This is a genomic window from Clostridium sp. AF20-7, from assembly GCF_003479275.1.
GTDB classification, from domain to species: domain Bacteria; phylum Bacillota; class Clostridia; order Lachnospirales; family Lachnospiraceae; genus Otoolea; species Otoolea fessa.
In genome coordinates, this window is record NZ_QUGF01000002.1 from 266,988 (window position 1) to 285,121 (window position 18,134).

Consider the following 18,134-nt stretch of genomic DNA (forward strand, 5'->3'; position numbering starts at 1 on the left):
TTTTACATCTTATTTTACAATCTCCTACTTCCAGTACACTGCCGGCATAAAATCAATCGTCCTCGCATACCGGTCGCACGCAGTCACGCGGACGCGGATGCTCTGACCGAGCTTGTACGTCTTTCTCGTCATCTCTCCGACCAGCTCATAGTGTGCTTCGTCAAATACGAAATAGTCGCCGCGCAGTTCGTTGACATGAACTAATCCTTCAACTGTGTTCGGCAGCTCGACATAGAAGCCCCAGTTGGTGACACCGGAAATGACTCCCTCGAATTCTTCTCCGATGTAATGTTCCATGTACTGGACTTTCTTCATCTTATCGGTTTCGCGCTCGGCTTCGTCAGCGCGGCGCTCCAGGGCCGAGGTCTGGACTGCCACTTCCGGCAGGATTTTCTCAAAATGGGCGGTTTTTCGCGCATCCATATTGCCGTGGAGGCATTCTTTGATGATCCGGTGGATCTGCAGATCCGGATAACGGCGGATCGGGGAGGTGAAATGAGTATAATATTTCGCCGCCAATCCGAAATGACCGGAGTTCAAGGTCGAATATTTCGCCTGTTTCATGGAGCGCAGCGTCAAACGGCTGAGCAATGCCTCCTCCGGCGTGCCCTCTATCTTTTCAAGCAGCTTTTGCAGCTCTTTCGGGTGGATTTCGCCGCCCGGCATCCGCAATGTATATCCGAAATTGTTGATGAACGTGCCGAGTTTCGCCATCTTCTCCTCATCCGGTTTCTCATGGATTCGGTAGAGGAACGGAATTTCCTGCCAATAATAGTCCTCGGCTACCGTCTCATTTGCCATCAGCATGAAATCCTCGATAAGCTTCGTCGCCGCGTTGCGCTCATACGGCTTGATCTCGATCGGGCGTCCTTTGGCGTCGAGTAAAATCTTGCTCTCTGGAAAGTCGAAGTCGATCGCACCGCGCTCCTGGCGTCTCTTTCGGAGAAGCTGCGAAAGTTCTTTCATTTGCAGGAATAAATCCACAAATTCCTTATATTTCTCCTTTGTCTCTGCATCATCATCCGTGATGATCGCATTGACCGCCGTATACGTCATCCGGCGATCGACGCGGATCAATGTCTCTGCAATCTCATGTCCGATCACGACGCCTTTGTCATTGATTTCCATGATACAGCTCAGCGCCAGGCGATCCTCGCCCTGATTCAGGGAACAGATACCGTTTGAAAGTTTATGCGGCAGCATCGGAATGACGCGATCGGTCAGATACACGCTCGTTCCGCGCTTTAATGCCTCGCGGTCAAGCGGGCTGCCCTCGCGGACATAATGGGTCACATCCGCAATGTGTACACCGAGCCGGTAGCCCTGCTCCGTCTTTTCCAGCGTGATCGCATCATCGAGATCCTTCGCTTCCTCACCATCGATCGTGACTGTCGGCAGCTCACGCAGATCCTTGCGTCCCGCCTTGTCCTCCTCGCGGACGGCATCCGGGATCTCTTCAAGCTGTGCCATGACCTCCGGCGGAAATTCTTCCGGCAGACCGTATGCTTTCACGATGGATAAAATATCGACTCCCGGATCGTTCATATGTCCGAGAATGCTGGTGATCACGCCCTCCGGCTTCTTATCCGGGCTGTTTCCGTAATCCTTGATCTTCACGATGACCTTATGACCGGTCACTGCGCCCGCGTCACACCCCTGCGGGATGAAAATGTCGCGTGAAATCCGTGGATTGTCCGGGATCACAAAGCCGAAACCGCCGTTTTTCTCATACAGACCGACCAGCTCCTGATTAGCGTGCTCCAGGATCCGCACGATACTTCCCTCAGCTCTGCGTCCGCCGTCGCTCTCCTGCTCAATCACAACCAGCACCTTATCGCCGTGCATCGCGCCCTTTGTTTTTTCACGCGGAACGAACACATCCTGCTCACGTCCCTCGATTGTCACGAAACCGAAGCCCTTCGGGTGTCCCGAATAAATACCTGCCTCTGAAAATGTCTCCGGGCGTCCCAGCTTGCCCTTGCGGGACATGCTGATTTTTCCCTCTTCCAGCAGATGATCGATAACCCGCTGCAGCTCCCGGCGCTGTTCCTTCGGAATATTTAAAAGAAGTGCCAGCTCCTTCAGCTTCATCGGCACGTATGCCGGTTCATTCATGACATCCTGAATCATCTTGCAGCGGCGGGTAAACTCCTCCTCGGAAACGCCAGCATCCTCACGCTCCTTCTTGCCGCGCTTTTCGCGCTTCTTATCCATCTCACGCTCAAGCTTTCGATCACGGTCTTTCTTTCCCGCTTTATCCTTTTTCTGGCGCACCGATTCCTCTTTCGGACCTTTCGCACGCTCCGGTTTTTTCTTCTTTTTTCCGTACCTCTCTTCCCACTCGCCGATCAGCCCATCCCCGTCAATCTGGCGCTGTACGCTGCTCTCCCGGCTTTCTCCGGACATTTTCTCTTCTCGCGCTTCTTCTTTGCGCATCGCAAACCGCTGTTCTGCATTTTTCCGGATCGTCTCCAGCATCTCATCCGAGAGCTTCATCTCCGTCTGCTGACGTTTTTCAAACGCCTCTCTTTCTCTCCTGCGATTTTCCGGCATTTTCTGTCCTTCCTCTTTCTGTGAAGCTGCCGCACTCTGCATCTGCGCCTGGCGCTTCTGCTGTTTTGCGTATTTCTGAGCCTCGCTTCTCTTTATTTTTTCCATGATTTTATCAAATATGTTCAAATCTATCTCACTTCTCTTTCTTAATTCACATTCTCGCGCCATTTCCTATGAAAAAAAGCTGCCACGTCCAGCGCTCTCTGCCTCTCACCCCTGCATCTGCTCGGAAACCACCGGCAAATATCAGATTCAGGAAACAGATCCCGCTGCCACGCGACAGCCTCTTAAAGGTTCCTTACAGGAATTTCAAATTCAAAACTAATGCAAGGATCAGCCACAGAATTGCAGCATATTTGGTCAGCTTCTCCAGCTTTCCTTCCATAGAACGGCTTTTATTTCTGCCCCAGTAGCTGTCAGCCATACCGCCGATGGAACCGGACAGACCTGCCGATTTGCCCTCCTGCAGTAGGATTACCGCCGACAGGAATACACAGATAATAATAAATATGATCGTAAGGATCGTCTTGATCATCTTCGCACCTCCTGAATAAACATAGTAATCATAGCATATTTTCGGCGGAAGGACAACTGTTTTTTTCCCGACTTCAACCCGGGAATTTGCCGTATTTAAATGCGAAGCCACGGCAAATTCCGTTACCGGGCTTGATTTTATCTCCCGTCGTGCGATACAATAGAGTTCTATCACATTTACAATCAGCGAAATCCTTTTTTTCATGGGAACAGCTATTTTTTATCATAAAACGAGTCAGGAGGGTTCTATTTTGAAAAAATTCACTTCGGCGTTTGGGCGTCTGTTTCTCTCTGCCGTCCTTATTTTTCTGGTGTTCTACACCATGATGCCAGCCATCAATCTGCACGATCAGGATTTCATCGTATTCCTGATTATCTGCATTCTGATTGTACTGGCAGTCAACTTTATGGAAAGCATTCTCATATTCCTGAAAACAGTACAGCAAAACCGCGGCGTCGAGGTCGTGCGCGATCCTGTGACCGGACGGATGGTTCTGCGGCGCAAGTACGCGGACTCCTCCGGCAGTCCGTTTGCCGGTTTTAAGGCGATGGGACGTCCGTGCAAATATGGCATGATCGCGATCGCTGTCCTGATCTTCTTTTCCCTGATCGCCTCCGCGGCGGGCATCCAGCTTTTTAATGCGTCCCGCTACCGCGATCTAATCACCGTTACCGAGGGCGATTTTGCCTCAGATGTCGCAGAACTTGGCATGTCGCAGATCCCGGTCGTTGATAAGGATACCGCCTCCCGGCTCGGAAGCAAAAAGCTCGGTGAGATGACCGACCTGGTCTCCCAGTTTGAGATTCAGGAAAATTACACACAGATCAACTACAAGGGGACACCGTACCGCGTGACGCCTTTGCGCTATGCCGACCCGATCAAGTGGCTGTACAACCAGAAGAAGGGACTTCCGGCATACATTGCTGTCAATATGGTCGATCAGAATACCGATCTCGTCTGGCTGTCCTCCGGCATGAAGTATTCCACCAGTGAATATTTCTTCCGCAATATCAACCGCTACATCCGTTTCTGCTACCCAACACGGATGTTTGAGACGGTCTCCTTCGAGATCGACGACGATGGAAACCCATACTGGGTGGCGCCGACCATCGCCTACCGGATCGGCTGGTGGAACGGCAAGGACATCGACGGCGCGATCCTCGTCAATGCTGAGACCGGCGAATCTAAGTGGTACGCCAAGGCGGATGTCCCGCAGTGGATCGACCAGCTCTATGATTCGAACCTCATCATGGAACAGCTCGACGACAACGGCAGATTCCAGAATGGTTATTTAAACTCCATCTTCGGTCAGCGCGGCGTGCGTCGGACGACCTACGGCTACAACTATCTCGCCATCGACGACGATGTGTGGCTGTACACCGGCATGAGCTCTGTAACCTCAGATGAGTCGAACATTGGCTTCGTCCTCGTCAACCTGCGGACGAAAGAAACGAAATTTTACACCGTTCCGGGCGCCACCGAGCTCGCCGCAATGGATTCCGCGCGCGGACAGGTGCAGCACTTAAATTACAGTGCGACCTTCCCGCTTCTCTTAAATATTTCCGGACGACCGGCATATTTCATTTCCCTGAAAGATGCTGCAGGGCTTGTGAAAATGTATGCGTTCGTCGATGTCGCGCAGTACCAGATCGTCGGCACCGGACAGACGATCGATGAGGCGAAGCGCAATTACCGTGAGACGCTGGGACAGGAGGAAATCGAAGATCCGACTGCCAAGGAACCGGCGGCAAGCGAAACTGTCTCCGGCACGGTCGAGGCGATCGAGAATGTCGTCGTTTCCGGTAACACCTACTACTATTTCACGCTGACCGATGACCGCACCGACAGCGTCTACACCGCTGCGATCACCGTTTCCGAGCGGCTTCCGTTCGTGCAGGCGGGCGACTCCGTTTCCTTTGAGTGCGTCGAGAATGGTTCTACAAAAGAAGTTATAACCTGGAGGTAAGATAACATTGAAAAGTGAAGATATGATTTTAAAGGCAGCCATCGTGCACATCCTTGATTCTTCGGTGGGAATTCCGGTTCTCTCCGACCAGATCATGGAGGTCGGACCCGATTTTTCCGACTTCCTGAAAGCGCATATCGAGAAAATAACGGAAAGCGACGATGTCAAGCACTGTACATTTGCAGAAGGATCCGAGGTCAAAGAGCTGCTGCAAAACTGTACCCCGGACAATTTCGTCGAGACGAGCAAACAGCTCGCCGAGCGCCTCTACGACATCATGAATGCGAATATTGACATTCCAGCCGCCGATGTGGCGATGACCGTGTTCGGCTGCAAGGGCAAGGATTATCTGGCATTCTTAAAGATGAACTACAAGACCTCCTACACGCATCAGACCAGGGAAACGGACGGCGGCAACAGCAACGAGATCATTTTACAGCGCGCACTGCTTCCGGGACAGGGACAGCGCCTCTCCGAGGCGTTTGTCCTCGATCTCTCCGACGGCTCCCTGATTCTGGCTGAGAAAAAATATGAGGTCAACGGCGAAAAATGCTTCTATTTCTCCGAGCTCTTCCTCGAATGCCGCGCCCCGCTCTCCCAGAAATCCAAGCTCGACATCGTCACCCGCGCCGTCGATCAGGTTGCCAAAAAATATTACGGCGACGAGGATGCACAGAAAAAGATGGAAATCAAAGACATTATCTGTAATGAATTAGAGGAACAGGGCGAAATCAAGGTGTCCGAACTGCGCGAAAAAGTATTTCCCGGCAGCCCGGAGATGCTCGAGGAGCTGGATGAAAAACTCGACCGCTACAACCTCTCCTACGAGACGGTCGCGCCGAAAAATGAGCAGACGATCAAGAAATTCCAGAAACAGAAGCTGTACACTGACACCGGCATCGAGATCACGATCCCGATGGAAGAATACAGAAATCCCGACCATGTGGAGTTTATCACCAACATGGACGGGACAATCTCGGTGTTGATTAAAAATATTGGGATGCTGAGCAGTAAATAGCATCTCACACAAAATTTATTTATCGGCTGATTCAAACGATTGCGATACATAATAACAGAAACATCCATCAGTCATGCCGCTGATCAAACCGTGTATACACCTCACAGAACCGCGCCGCAAACGACGGCTCGCGTCCACCCGCATACAGATGAGAAACATCCCCAAAACGGCTCATGCGGAAGGATGCGACGCCGGAGCGGCGCTCTTCTGTATAGAGCACCGTCACCGACGACGGCGCCGCACAGGTTCCGTGCCAGAGCTGCATCGGAGAGATATTTAAGAGATGGGAAAGCAGGACGCACTCGACGCCAAAATGACAGAATAAAACAATCGTGTCCTCATTCGGTGCCACGGCCCGGTAAAACAATCCATTTCTCACATATCCGTGCCGTCTGAGCAGCCGGTCAAGCTCTCCAGTCACCCAGTCGTACTCTTCTTTTACATGGGCGTTCTGAAAGACTTCTGTTTCATGCCAGTGATCCTTATCAAAATACTTCGGCTCCGCCATCCACGCATCCGGCAGCCAGTCCCAGACACAGTGCCCGGAATCCTTTCCCGGATGTACCGCCTGCGGGGCAAATTCACGCAGCCAGCTGCAGGTTTCTGCCGTGCGGCAGGCTTTTTTTAAGGTCAGGGACGCCGTGTCCTTCGCACGCCCCAGCGGCGATACATAATAAGCCGCCACCGGAATCGGCGCCAGACGGTCTGCCAGAAGCTTTGCTTCCTCCCAGCCAGCCGGGGTCAGGGAATCAATTGAGTAATCAGGATCCGCATGGCGGACAATCAGAAGGCGCATAGGAAAACTCCTTTCGTAAAGAAATGTTACAAAACCCAAAAGCGCGGTGCTCATGACCAAGGGATGTATCTGGGCGCGGGCAAAATTAGAGCATCTTCCGATACTCCTGCTTCCACCCATTTAAAAGTTCTCCCGCACTCTCCATCCGCCGGACTGGATTGCGGTCAAACATCGTCTCGACCATGCGGACATTCCCGCACTTCTCCGCGGTCTGGTTCGCCTCGTCGAGTTCCCGTTTCCAGATCTTCTTCTGTTCCGGCGTCATCGCAGCCGCATGGCGCTCCTTAAGCTCCAGTTTCGGGTCAATCAAGGCAAGCTGGTACAGGTGCTTCAGCATCTCCGGGCTCTTGTCGAAATTGTACGCCATTTCATAAGCGGTAAACGCTTTCTCAAACCAGAAAATCCCGGCATACGCCGCCCCGATATTGTTCCAGATCTTCGCGGTAAATTCGTCCGTCAGCGATTTGACCCGCCAGTCCTCCAGAATCCGGTTGTAGTAATAGATCGCCGTTCCAAACTGCCGCAGGCGGAAATAGTAATCCGCCGTCTCCTTCCGGAACTCCGCCGCATTCATTTTGCGAAATGCCGCCAATTTCTGGCGGTATGCCGCAATCTCCTTTGCCGTATAATAACAGCACTCCTGCAGAATCACGATCGGCAGCTCGTCCTGGCTCTCGCCGCTCCGCTGCCATGCCTCCAGTTTGCCGGCCAGAAACGAAAGTCCCAGCTCCGAACGGATAAACTCAATCAGGCGGTCATCCACAAATCCATCCAGCGCCAGAAGCGGATTCTGATAAATGACATAACACAGCTCCTGCGACGATGCGATATGGACGCCCAGCCGTTCTATGTAAAAAGGATGTCGAACCGGCTCCTGCCGGCAAAGTATCAGACTCATAATGAAACCTCTTGTTTAATCATCCGGTTTGTCGCCGGAAACAATTCTCCAAATCCCAAATCACGTATCATGACGATCATCGTGTCTTCCCCGGTAAATCCAAATGCCATCTCGATCCGGGTCGTCCGGTCCGGGCGTTTCGGGAATCCCTCGAGCGGAATCTTCACCGTCTTCTTTTTGCGCGGTTCCAGCGGCTGGAGTGAAAATTCTACCTCCGGCGTGCCCGACACGATAAATTCCGCCGTCATTTTCGTCTCATACCAGCTGTCCCCGGCGGATGCCAGCACCAGCTGTCCCTCTTTTTCACGCTCCTGAATCTTTAAGGAAACCGTTGTTTTCAGCCGCCCCTCACAGATACAGGTAAAATGGTACGCACTCTGCGCTTCACAGAGATCTTCCGAGCGGATCAGCGCCCCTCGGGTAAATACATCCATCTCCGCAAACACCCGGCGCCGTTTGCAGATCTGCTGCATAAAATCTGCCGCCCAGTCCGTCTGTGCAAATCCCCTGCCGGTCAGGATGATCGCTGAAAACAGGCGCTTCTGCAGCAGCCGTTCCGCACAGGAGGAAAGAATCCGGTCTGCCATCTGGATGCCCGCGTCGCTGTCCAGCACATTTAAGTGGAATGACTCCTCCAGCTCCTCCTGATCCGCGACCACCTGCATCTGGCGCAGCCCGCGCTGCACTTTCAATTCATAATAATGAAGACCATTCTCCGAAAGCTCAAACATTCCCACCTGGTTGCTCCAGACTTCCCGTTTCTGGCTCATCACGTAATATACAAAACTCTCCGCGTGACTGATCACATGCACCCGGCTCCGGTCGATTTCCAGAAAATCGGCACAGTACATCAGGCAGTCCACCAGCTTTACCTCAAACTTTGGCACCGTGATCACCAGGTTTTCTATCTCTTCTTTTCCGGACGCCTGTCTGGGAATCGCAAGCACCTGCTTCAGGAACATTTTCAGCAGATATAAGCCCTCGTAGCGGACGCCGTCGATCGTGGCGGTGCCGTCCTTCATCGCCAGGGAAAGCAGCTTATCTTCCACTACCATGCCCTCTAACGCGCCCCCGGCACTCTCCTCCGCCACCCGCCAGACGTCCGAATCCGGTTCTTTTCCGATCCGGGTCGGAACCGACCAGATCGTCTCCTGACCCTGACAGGATATATGTGTGCATGAATCACACAGATCCATGCCAATTATAAGTCCATTCATCTATCGTTTGTCCGTCTGTCCCTTTCCTCAGGCGATCGGGAAAAGTGCGCTTACCGCCGCATCTCTCTTCTGGTACTCCCGCATCTTTTCCCGAAGCGCCGTCTCGTTATTTACTTTTAAAGAAAGACTCATCTCATTGAGCGCCGCAAACCGGCTTTCCCGGCTGCGCCCCGGAATCTCCCGGCAGGAAATCTCTCCCTTTTCTTTCGTCTTCCGGACGCCGTCCTCTTCCTCTTCGATCTGATATTCCAGCGTCTCGCCCTCAAAAATCACCTTTTCACGGATGTAAATATCCCGGTAAACGAGACGCATTTCCTCATAGTGGAACTCTTCCTCCTGCGGCAGAATCCGCAGCCGCAGATACGGGCGCACCGCCCGGTTTCCGTGATACTCGATGATTTCTTTATCTAAAATATTGCCCGGGATATGGATAAACCGCGCCAGATCCTTAAAATAGGCAAAAATCATGCCCGCATCTAAAAGCACATCCACCACCGACTGGCACAGGCGCCGCTGTTCCTCCGAAAGCTCCGGCAGCGTCGCATAATACTTTGTCAGCGCCAGCAGATAAATATCCGGGATCCGCTCCCGATCAGAGCTTCCCTGCACAGCACCCTCCAAAAATGCGAACACCTTGTCGTCCGTCGGACGGTTTTCCAGAAAATATTCCACGCTCTTGACCGTGAAATACGCGCGCACGATATTTTCCCCTGTTTTCTTGCGTGACGCATAAAGCTCGAACACCCGGTCTAACTTTGCTGTATTGCCGGTAAAAAGCATCTGCGCCACCAGCCGTTCCTCCAGATCATACGTCTCCACCCGGAGCCGCAGCCCCTGCATCAGGACGCGGTACATCTGATCCACCGTACCGTTGAAATGTTCGCAGAGATAATCGAGAATCACACTGTCCGGCTTCTCGTGTTCAAAGACATACCAGGTCAGATAAAGCAGGTGGTCATCCCGGTCAAAGAGATTTTGAAGCAGCATTCTCCCGCAAAGCCGCAGCAGCAGATTGACCGGCAGACCTTCCAGACCATACCGGCACACCATCTCATAGGCCTCGCTGAAATGCCCGCACCGGATCAGCGTCCCGCAGACGCCGTTTCTCTCATCCCGCGTCAACTGATCCTTATCAAGGCTCAGAAGATAAGAAACACTTCCATCCTTTTTCGCATCCTCAATCCCATCCGCCATCCTCTTATAATACCGCACGATCGCTGACAGCACCTTTGCCCTAAACAGCGGGTGCAGCTCCATCTTCTGATCCGCGTGCTCCAAAAGGATCGCATCGTCCCCGGTCAGCACCTCCTTGCGGCAGGCTTTTGCACACGCATTCATAAAGAGGAACGGATGCATCGGATTCATTTCAAAACAGGTCTGTAAAAGTTCCTCCATATCCGTAAATACCGGCTGGATGGCGCAATTTACCCGCGCATACCGCGTCTCATTTTCATCCTGGAATAGAACCAGATCGCGCTCCGAAAACAGCGGCACATACGCCGTGCCCTCGTTCAGCACATACGCGTCCTCCGTCATCTGCTCCTCATGGCGCACCACCACGTATTTCATCGCCGGTTCCCGGCATTCTACCCGGCAGGATTTCAAAATCCCCGGCAGGACACGCGCCATCTGCGTATCGATCAGTTCCGGATAGATCAATTTCCGGTACAGGACCGCCAGGGCACCGTCTATCCGTTCCTTGAAAAGCTGATCCACCGCAAACTCTTCCATCGCCCGCTCGTACATCCGGTAAATATCCGAATCCGGCGTTCCATATGTAAGAAGGTTCGCATAAAGCTTCGCCAGTGACCCCGCATCCAAATTTGCCGAATACGAAAAGTATAAAAATACCTCACGCGACATCAGGCGGTCATAATTCTCCGGCATCGCATATAAATAATATTCATACAGGCGCGTCAGACTCAAATCTGCCTCCAGCGCCCGGCTATACCATTCAAAACAGGCTGTCTCCCGGCAGTCTCCCCGGATCAGCATTGCACAGAGCGCCTCCAGAATCTCCGTCTCCGGATACAGCCCGTAAAGTTCCGTCAAAAGGCGTCTGTAAAACTCCCGGTACGAACGGGACGCACGCATCACCCGGACCGCCGCCAGTGCCAGCTCGCGGCTGATAATTTTCCGGCGTGCCCCATAGTACAGGGCATGAAGCTCAAAATTGCCCGCATTGTCTAAAAGGATCGGATCACTCTCCAGAAGTTTCAGTCCCGCCGCATAGAGGAATGGGCTGTGACAGCCATCCTTAAACTCCTGCTCCATGCTGATCAGCACCGTAACCGGATTTTTCTGCAGTTCCTCATCCAGACGCAGAAGCATCAGATAATAAAACAGGCTGCTGCCCGTCTCCTCCGACGCATACTGCTGCAGCAGGCGGATCAAAGTGTCCTTCTGCTCGGCATTGCCGGTCAGCGTCACGTACAGATAGCGGTACAGGCAGTTAAGCTTCCGGTCGCCCGATATTTTAAGCGCCGCTGAATCCTGCAGCTCCTTTAAAATCGTCTGCGCTTTCTCACGCCGATCAGTCAAAAGGTATAATTCCGCCTGCAAAAGCCGCAGTCCCGCGTCATAGTGCGTCATTTTCATCAGATCCAGCTCCCGCTGCATCTGGTGAACCGCCTCCGTGCCGCCGATCCCATTTTCATACGCCAGACGGGCAGTCAGATAATTTCCAAGCTCTTTCTGGAATGACATATGTGCCCGGTCGCATCCGCCCGCATCGGCAGCCGATGCCTCGATCGGAATCCGCACGGTTTCTCTGGCAGTGTGAATCAGGACGGCACCGAAATTCTTTCCGGCATGCAGCCGTTCCGCCAGAATCCGTACTGGAAGACGGAGCAGACCATCTTCAAAATCCGCCTGCGTCGCACTCTTCTTCGGCAGATGGAGAAACTCGCCGTCTGCCGTCACCTCCAGGTACACACTACCCCAGTTATCCATCCGGATCTCGATCGTGTCCTCGGCATTCTCAGCCAGTTCGGCATATACGCGCGCCCTGCCCGGAATCGTCAGGCCGACCGGCTTTTTCACGCCCAGTCCAACCAGAAATTCTTCCATAAAATTTGCCCGGCTGCCGTGCCCCTTCAGGCCGTCATAGAGTGCCCGCACATGCAGATCCTGCATAAACGGCACTTCCACAAAATCCGGGTACTCCAAAAGCCGGAGCGCCGTCTCCATATCATTTTCCGCGACGTGCAGAAAATCTTCCGCCGTTTTCAGATCACCCAAAGTCTTCCCGGCGTCTGCCACCTCGACGTGAAACTCATACGGAATCTCCTCTTCCCCGCAGTTTGTCACCAGATAAAAAGAACCCGTGATCGTGTCGCCTGCCGTCAGGAACGAAGTGTCCACTTCATATACGATCCGGCACCGGAGTCCGCCAAACGAATTGTTATCCCCCGGAATCCGCACCCGCAGGTTCGAGGAATACACAAATCCCTTCACACTTAATCCATTTTCGCTCCCGATCCATAAATTTCTCTGCATCAGGGTATTCATCCGCAGCGTCTCGTCTATCTTTTCAGGCGACCAGGTCATCTTCGGCTGTTCCGAATCGATGATTCCCTTCGCCAGCCGGTTAATTCTCTCTTTCATTCCTATCACCTGCCGTTTCATTATCCTGTCCCGGTAACTGCTTTATCTTCCCACAGTTCCGTCGGTTCGAAATCTCGTACCTTATATCATACCATATTTTGTCTGCATTTACATCAGGGAATTGGAGAATTTCGCTGATTGCCCATCCGGCATTTTTTTCAAGTCGAACGTCCGTGAGACTTGGCGCGTGATTCTGGTCAGCGAAGCTGACATATTCGTTGCTGTTCACTTATACTGTTCTCAGCAACGGGATTTTGCCGATGCTTCGCATTCCAAATCGGCAAAATCTGCTGCCAGAGCTGTATCGTACGGAATTTTCAGTTCAGAAAATTCCTATATGCAAGTAAAACACTTATTCTGTGCAGAATCACTGCGCATCCTCGCGGAGCGTTTATCTCAGTCGGAGACCCAACTCCCACTGAGACAAATTTGCTATTACTCACCACCTGAAGAGGTGGGAGTCTTCTCGACTGAGATAAAAACAAGCGCTATCCTGCCTGCCGGACAAAAATTTGATGGTTCCGCCCGATATGTAGAATAGCGCCTGTTTCCAGTTTTACTCGTTTTCTATTTTTTATTCTTCCCAGTCGCCTACATACAGGCGTGTAGCGGTCTGCCCGGCTGCTGGTTCGTAGATCGTCCAAATTGGATATGGATATGCTTTTCCTTGCAGAGAATCATCTATTACAATCGTCTGATCAACGCCATTTGTGCCTGTTTTGGAGGACAGGTCAGCGGCACTCGTCCTAGTAATACTGGAATAGCTGCCCTTTACAGAGCTGCCGTCCACATAAGGTACACCGATGATTGCGTCGCTTAGCTTTGGCAGATACCAGCATTCTTCCGGGACCGAAAGAATGTGGGCGTCCGGCCACCACCACCAGATATCGTTCAACAGGCCAATATAGTGTCCAAGGAACATTGAGGTTCCAGCCGCTTTCACACTTCCTGTTGTATAGCAGTTCGAAAGAACCAGTTTTGCAGAATCATATTTTCCAAATAAACCACCTGCGATGGCATTATATGGATTCATTCCACACACATCCGCTGCACTGAAACTCCGTATTACCGAAATCGGACCATCCATCCATCCCACCAGACCTCCGGCACACCAGCCGCCTGACACATTTCTTCTATCTGACAGCACTTCCGCACCACTTTCCGTATAACCGTAAGAGCGGTTCCGTCCGCCGACATAACTGTTTTCAATGCTGAATTCTTTCCCGGCAGTTCCGCCATTCTGGTTGTTTTTCAGATATCCATACAAACCTCCAGCGGTTTCAGTTGTATCCACATACCCAGAGAAGAAACTGTTTTCCAGCTTCATCTGACCAGAGCTCTCGGCAAAGCCGACCAGACCTCCGCTATCATCAGTTCCCTGTATCCGTACATTCTTTCCTGAAACATATACGTGATTCATCACTAAATCACTTACTTTTGCCTCCCCGATCAAGCCTCCGGTTTTTCCTCCGCTTATTTGCAGCGTCGGTGCATCTACAACTACATGTTCGAGTGTCAGACTGCCATTATTCGTGCTTCCAACCACCGCGCCTGTTGCCATAGTTCCAGAAATCCGGGACTTTTCTCCATATATATGGATATTTTTAATCGTTAGATAGCTGTCCGCCGAAGTACCTGCCTGTGCCACTAGCCCTGCTGTATTCTGCCCCTGACAGGAAATGTCCGGATCCTTCAGATTCAAGTTTGATATCGTCAGATGATCCGTCTTCTGAAATAAAGCCGCACCATTCCAGGCAACAGGAGTTATCTTTAAGCCTGCAATCGTATAACATTCATCCAGTTTTGCTTTTTCTTTCTCATCCACCTCCGCATCATAAGAGATAATATCCGGGTTGTTAATCGGCCAGAAACTTCCACCTTCATACTTGGAATTTCCCGGACTGTAGATCGTCATCTTTCCGTATGCATCTTTCACCTCTTTACAATACGCTTCCGTCTGTGAGGTAATCGAATCATCCTCCTGCCAGAGAATATTATCGGTCTGAATGACCCGTGTGATCTTTAAACCACCATAGCCTTCTCCGCAGAAATTCAGATTCTGCAGATGACGTCCATTGGCGACCTTAACCGTATAGGTATCCGTTCCATCACCATTTCGTTCAATTACATCGGCAAAGCAGCTGTTGAACTTGTATGAGAGCTTTGTATTTTCTGTCGGCGGATAGCCATCCTCGCTCAATTTTACGATAACATTTTCTCCATTTATGTAACCGCCCGGCTGATAACCTCCCCAGGTACCCAGACTACAGAAATTTCCACCCTCACGTGATAAATCATCCAGATAGAAACGCAATTTCAACTTTTTCTCTTCCGTTATGCCTATTTCAAAACGATTTACCCTGTTTTCTGCAGCAAAGCTCGTCCAACTGCCATTTGCCTCATTTTCTGCACAGCTGGCAGCTTTCTCTTCCGTATCTACAAAGCAAAATTTCGATCCCGTTCTCAGAGTATTTTCCTGCAAATCACCAGTATTGACTTGGAGAACATACCACATCGTTTTACCGCTCAATTCGCCGGTAATCGAAAATATCAGATGTATTCTCTGATTTTCTTCAAGCGGAGACGGAGAGACATAATTGATATACAGCCTGTTTCCAGTATGCAGCGCCTCTTCGTTCTCGCCCTTGTCCCAGTCCCCGACATGGTTATTCAGAAACCAGGAAAATCCCTTTGAAGCGTCCTGCGCAGCAAGTTTTTCCGCTACTTTCTGGATCGTCGGCATCGGATAAATCGGTATTTCTGCCTTCTTTAATTCCGGATCATACGGATATGTATTCCGCTTTTCCTCCGTATCTTTATTTTCTTCCTCACTGCTATCTGCATTCGGATCCTTTACACCAAACAGACTTGCAAGAGCCTCGTCATATGCAAGCACATACTTCTCATTCACCTTACTGCACACATAGCACCCCGGATAAACTGATTTTTTGTTCGTCCCCGTACCACTCGTCTCCGATGGAAGTATTCCATCCGTTCTACTTGCATAATCATAGAACGCAACAAACGCAGGTGCTTTCATCGCCGGATCCTCTGTTTCATCCGCCGCCGTACCGCTTCCACCTTCCGTTTCATCCGATTTTTCCTCAGCCGTCGGCGAATACACCGACGCCGACACATATGTATTCGCTATCTGACTGTCTGCCGGAAGCTGTGCGGCGAGACCCCCTGCAAATCCGCCGGTATATGCCGCTACGTTATAACGTCCGGTAAGATTCTCAAAGGCTGTATTGGCGTTTGCCCCATTCCCTGGTTTTTGGGAGGTATCAAACTTCTTGTTTGCTGTATGACCGCCGACATAACAGCTCTGAATCTGCACCGTGGAACCGCTTGCGGCGGCTGCAGCTGCTGCTTTCTCAGCAGTTCCGACCAGACCGCCGGCATACATACCTTCCACATAGAGTGCCGCTGCGCTGTCGGTCAGGGAAATTTTTCCCTTTGCCGTGCCGATCAGGCCGCCCGCCGTTCCCTTTAAAGCGCGGATCCGGTATTTGCTTTCTTCCTCCTGCTTCAGATCTGCCGCTTTTTCTGTGCTGCTTCCCAGCTTATCACGGAAATGGTTCTCCGCCAGCGCATCCTGGACGGTCAGAGTGACGCCCTCAAATGTGCCCACCAACGCACCGGCAGAAGCGCCGGTCTGCTCTGCCTGCACCTGCGGATATTCAATCTGCACATTTTTAATTTTCACCGTTGCCCGATTCGTAGTTCCCCGGGAATCCGTTCCCGGCGTCACCGCACCGATCAGAGCACCTGCACTCGCCTTCGTCCGGACCACCGGCTGGCAGATCAGCAGATTTTTAACACTCATATCCTGCGTTACCGTTCCAAACAGTCCGCCCGTCCCATCTACTGCTGTGATTGAACTTGCCGTCGTTTTTCCCACCTGCAGACCATCAATCCGGTATGTATTTCCCTGATAATCCAGTGGATACGGCAGGCTAAGCGGAAGATAGCTTCCCGCCTCCGTGGTATATGTCTGTGCCGTCGGGTTTGTCCGATCTGCATTCGTTTGATCCGTCACCCGGTAGGCAATCGAGATGGTTTCCGCATTCTGATTCAAAAAATTCGAGCCAAATGCCGTATGCAGCTTCGCCACATGTCCGCAGTAACCGCTCTCGTCCGCAGTGTTTTCTCCCGCTTTCCAGGTCAAATCGCTATTCTGCATCGCCGTAACCGTTTTGGATGTAGTCACCGCTCCCGTGTACAGCTGATCCGGATCCCAGCCTGAAACCCGCTCATCCAGATTTTCCAGATGGCGGAAGCTGCCGATCCCAGCGCTTCGGTCCGTACCGATCGATGCAAAGAGGCTGCTGCCGGATTCTATATTGCTCGTCTTAACCTGCGAAAGCGCTTCATTGTTGAAAACCTGCGCGTACACAAAGATATTTTCGCCCGGAATAAAGGAGGCAAAACCTCTTTCATCCTGCTGAAATGTCATATCCGTCTGTGCCGGCTGGTTGAAGTCCATAAATTTGAATCCTGTACTTGTGCCCGTGCCGGCTGGCGCCGCTATGTCATCCAGAATGACCTGATACGTTCCATCCGAATCGCCCGAAGTTCCGGACACCTTCGCCACACGCGCCGAAGGGCTGGTTCCCTGGGGATTGATCTCGATGTATCCGGTTGTACCGCTCTTTTCTCCCTTTACAAACAGACTCAGTGAATGTTCATTTTTATTCGGATCCTCGATTTTTGCATATAAAATATCATCATTCACCAGTTTCACTGTCGGCGCCTCGAATTCCTCCACCGGCAGTTCCGGGACTTCCAGATTTCCTGATGCGTAATATCCGATCGGCAGCTTCTGATCCTTATAATTGGAGTTAGCACCCGTAAACCGCTCCCGTTTTCCGGCATCAGATGCCGCCGCCAGAAGTGCCTCGCTTCCGATATCTGTCTGCACAAACTGATAATGATCCGAATACCACACCTCGCGGACCAGTCCTGCCTCCGGATCATAGAAAATAAGATAGCTCCCGTCTGCACGGACGGTCTCATCAATCGATCCAAACGGAAGAAGGCGCTGCCGGATCTCCTCGGTCACATTCGCAGACACCAGCGCTGCCTCACCGCCAGACTCTTCTTGTTCCGATTCAGGCTGCCCTGCCTGTTTTTCCGGCACATAGAGAACCGCGTAGATATTTCCCTCTTTCTCCTCCGCCAGCACTGTATTTTCTACCGAAATTCCCAGCTTTGCCTGCTTTTGATCGTCTGAAAATTCCCCCTGTGCCTCCATATGGAGCAGACGCGGAATCGTTCCACTGGAGACCTCCAGTGTCAGATGATTCTGCGCCGCCAGAAAGATCTCCTTCGCCGTCTGATCCATCTCCAGACGGCGGAGCTTTCTTTGGTAATGAATCACCGCAACAAAAGAAAGACTGGCAAGAATACCGACAATCGCAATCACCGTCAAAAATTCCGCCAGCGTAAACGCCGCCCTTCTCTTCTGTTTGTTCTGTCTCTTCTGCTCCATCTGTCCTCGTTCCTCTTTTTATTGTAACTGTTCAGTACCTTCACAGTCACGCGC

Annotated in this window: 9 protein-coding genes; 2 read left to right on the plus strand and 7 right to left on the minus strand. The window is 51.7% G+C overall.

Going from position 1 to position 18,134, the window contains the following annotated elements; all coding sequences use genetic code 11:
* Window positions 1–24 precede the first annotated feature (24 nt).
* Window positions 25–2,130 (minus strand): ribonuclease R, encoded by a 2,106-nt coding sequence (rnr, locus tag DWX68_RS02900; protein ID WP_118628607.1) that lies wholly within the window; start codon window positions 2,128–2,130, stop codon window positions 25–27.
* Between the two features lie 721 nt (window positions 2,131–2,851).
* The gene (secG, locus tag DWX68_RS02905) at window positions 2,852–3,088 is read right to left on the minus strand and encodes a preprotein translocase subunit SecG (protein ID WP_107000428.1); all 237 of its coding nucleotides are present in this window, start codon (window positions 3,086–3,088) and stop codon (window positions 2,852–2,854) included.
* Window positions 3,089–3,338: 250 nt separating this feature from the next.
* Here secG and DWX68_RS02910 point away from each other — a divergent pair, with 250 nt between their 5' ends.
* Both DWX68_RS02910 and DWX68_RS02915 read left to right on the plus strand, forming a co-directional pair.
* The gene (locus tag DWX68_RS02910; RefSeq protein ID WP_243027503.1) at window positions 3,339–5,054 is read left to right on the plus strand and encodes a CvpA family protein; all 1,716 of its coding nucleotides are present in this window, start codon (window positions 3,339–3,341) and stop codon (window positions 5,052–5,054) included.
* A 22-nt stretch (window positions 5,055–5,076) separates the two neighbouring features.
* Window positions 5,077–6,072 (plus strand): nucleoid-associated protein, encoded by a 996-nt coding sequence (locus DWX68_RS02915; protein WP_347475153.1) that lies wholly within the window; start codon window positions 5,077–5,079, stop codon window positions 6,070–6,072.
* 67 nt (window positions 6,073–6,139) lie between these two features.
* Here the strand turns inward: DWX68_RS02915 and DWX68_RS02920 are convergent, their stop codons facing one another.
* The 5 genes from DWX68_RS02920 to DWX68_RS02945 all read right to left on the minus strand — a co-directional run bounded on the left by DWX68_RS02920 (window position 6,140) and on the right by DWX68_RS02945 (window position 18,080).
* Window positions 6,140–6,868: a histidine phosphatase family protein gene (locus DWX68_RS02920; RefSeq protein ID WP_118628564.1), complete on the minus strand. Its 729-nt coding sequence runs from the start codon at window positions 6,866–6,868 to the stop codon at window positions 6,140–6,142.
* An 85-nt stretch (window positions 6,869–6,953) separates the two neighbouring features.
* Window positions 6,954–7,766 (minus strand): hypothetical protein, encoded by an 813-nt coding sequence (locus tag DWX68_RS02925; protein ID WP_118628565.1) that lies wholly within the window; start codon window positions 7,764–7,766, stop codon window positions 6,954–6,956.
* Window positions 7,763–8,983 (minus strand): DUF5716 family protein, encoded by a 1,221-nt coding sequence (locus DWX68_RS02930; protein WP_118628566.1) that lies wholly within the window; start codon window positions 8,981–8,983, stop codon window positions 7,763–7,765. Before DWX68_RS02930 ends, DWX68_RS02925 begins: the two co-directional genes overlap by 4 nt.
* Window positions 8,984–9,010: 27 nt before the next feature.
* Window positions 9,011–12,589, minus strand: a complete 3,579-nt coding sequence (locus DWX68_RS02935) for a DUF5717 family protein (protein ID WP_118628567.1) — start codon at window positions 12,587–12,589, stop codon at window positions 9,011–9,013.
* A gap of 574 nt (window positions 12,590–13,163) precedes the next feature.
* Window positions 13,164–18,080, minus strand: a complete 4,917-nt coding sequence (locus DWX68_RS02945; protein WP_118628569.1) for a prepilin-type N-terminal cleavage/methylation domain-containing protein — start codon at window positions 18,078–18,080, stop codon at window positions 13,164–13,166.
* Window positions 18,081–18,134: the final 54 nt, after the last annotated feature.

Excerpts from the sequence above, each read along its gene's own strand:
- rnr (WP_118628607.1), bottom strand. The coding sequence starts at position 2,130 with ATGATTCAGGATGTCATGAATGAACCGGCATACGTGCCGATGAAGCTG.
- secG (WP_107000428.1), bottom strand. The coding sequence starts at position 3,088 with ATGATCAAGACGATCCTTACGATCATATTTATTATTATCTGTGTATTC.
- DWX68_RS02915 (WP_347475153.1), top strand. The coding sequence starts at position 5,077 with ATGATTTTAAAGGCAGCCATCGTGCACATCCTTGATTCTTCGGTGGGA.
- DWX68_RS02920 (WP_118628564.1), bottom strand. The coding sequence starts at position 6,868 with ATGCGCCTTCTGATTGTCCGCCATGCGGATCCTGATTACTCAATTGAT.
- DWX68_RS02925 (WP_118628565.1), bottom strand. The coding sequence starts at position 7,766 with ATGAGTCTGATACTTTGCCGGCAGGAGCCGGTTCGACATCCTTTTTAC.
- DWX68_RS02930 (WP_118628566.1), bottom strand. The coding sequence starts at position 8,983 with ATGAATGGACTTATAATTGGCATGGATCTGTGTGATTCATGCACACAT.
- DWX68_RS02935 (WP_118628567.1), bottom strand. The coding sequence starts at position 12,589 with ATGAAAGAGAGAATTAACCGGCTGGCGAAGGGAATCATCGATTCGGAA.
- DWX68_RS02945 (WP_118628569.1), bottom strand. The coding sequence starts at position 18,080 with ATGGAGCAGAAGAGACAGAACAAACAGAAGAGAAGGGCGGCGTTTACG.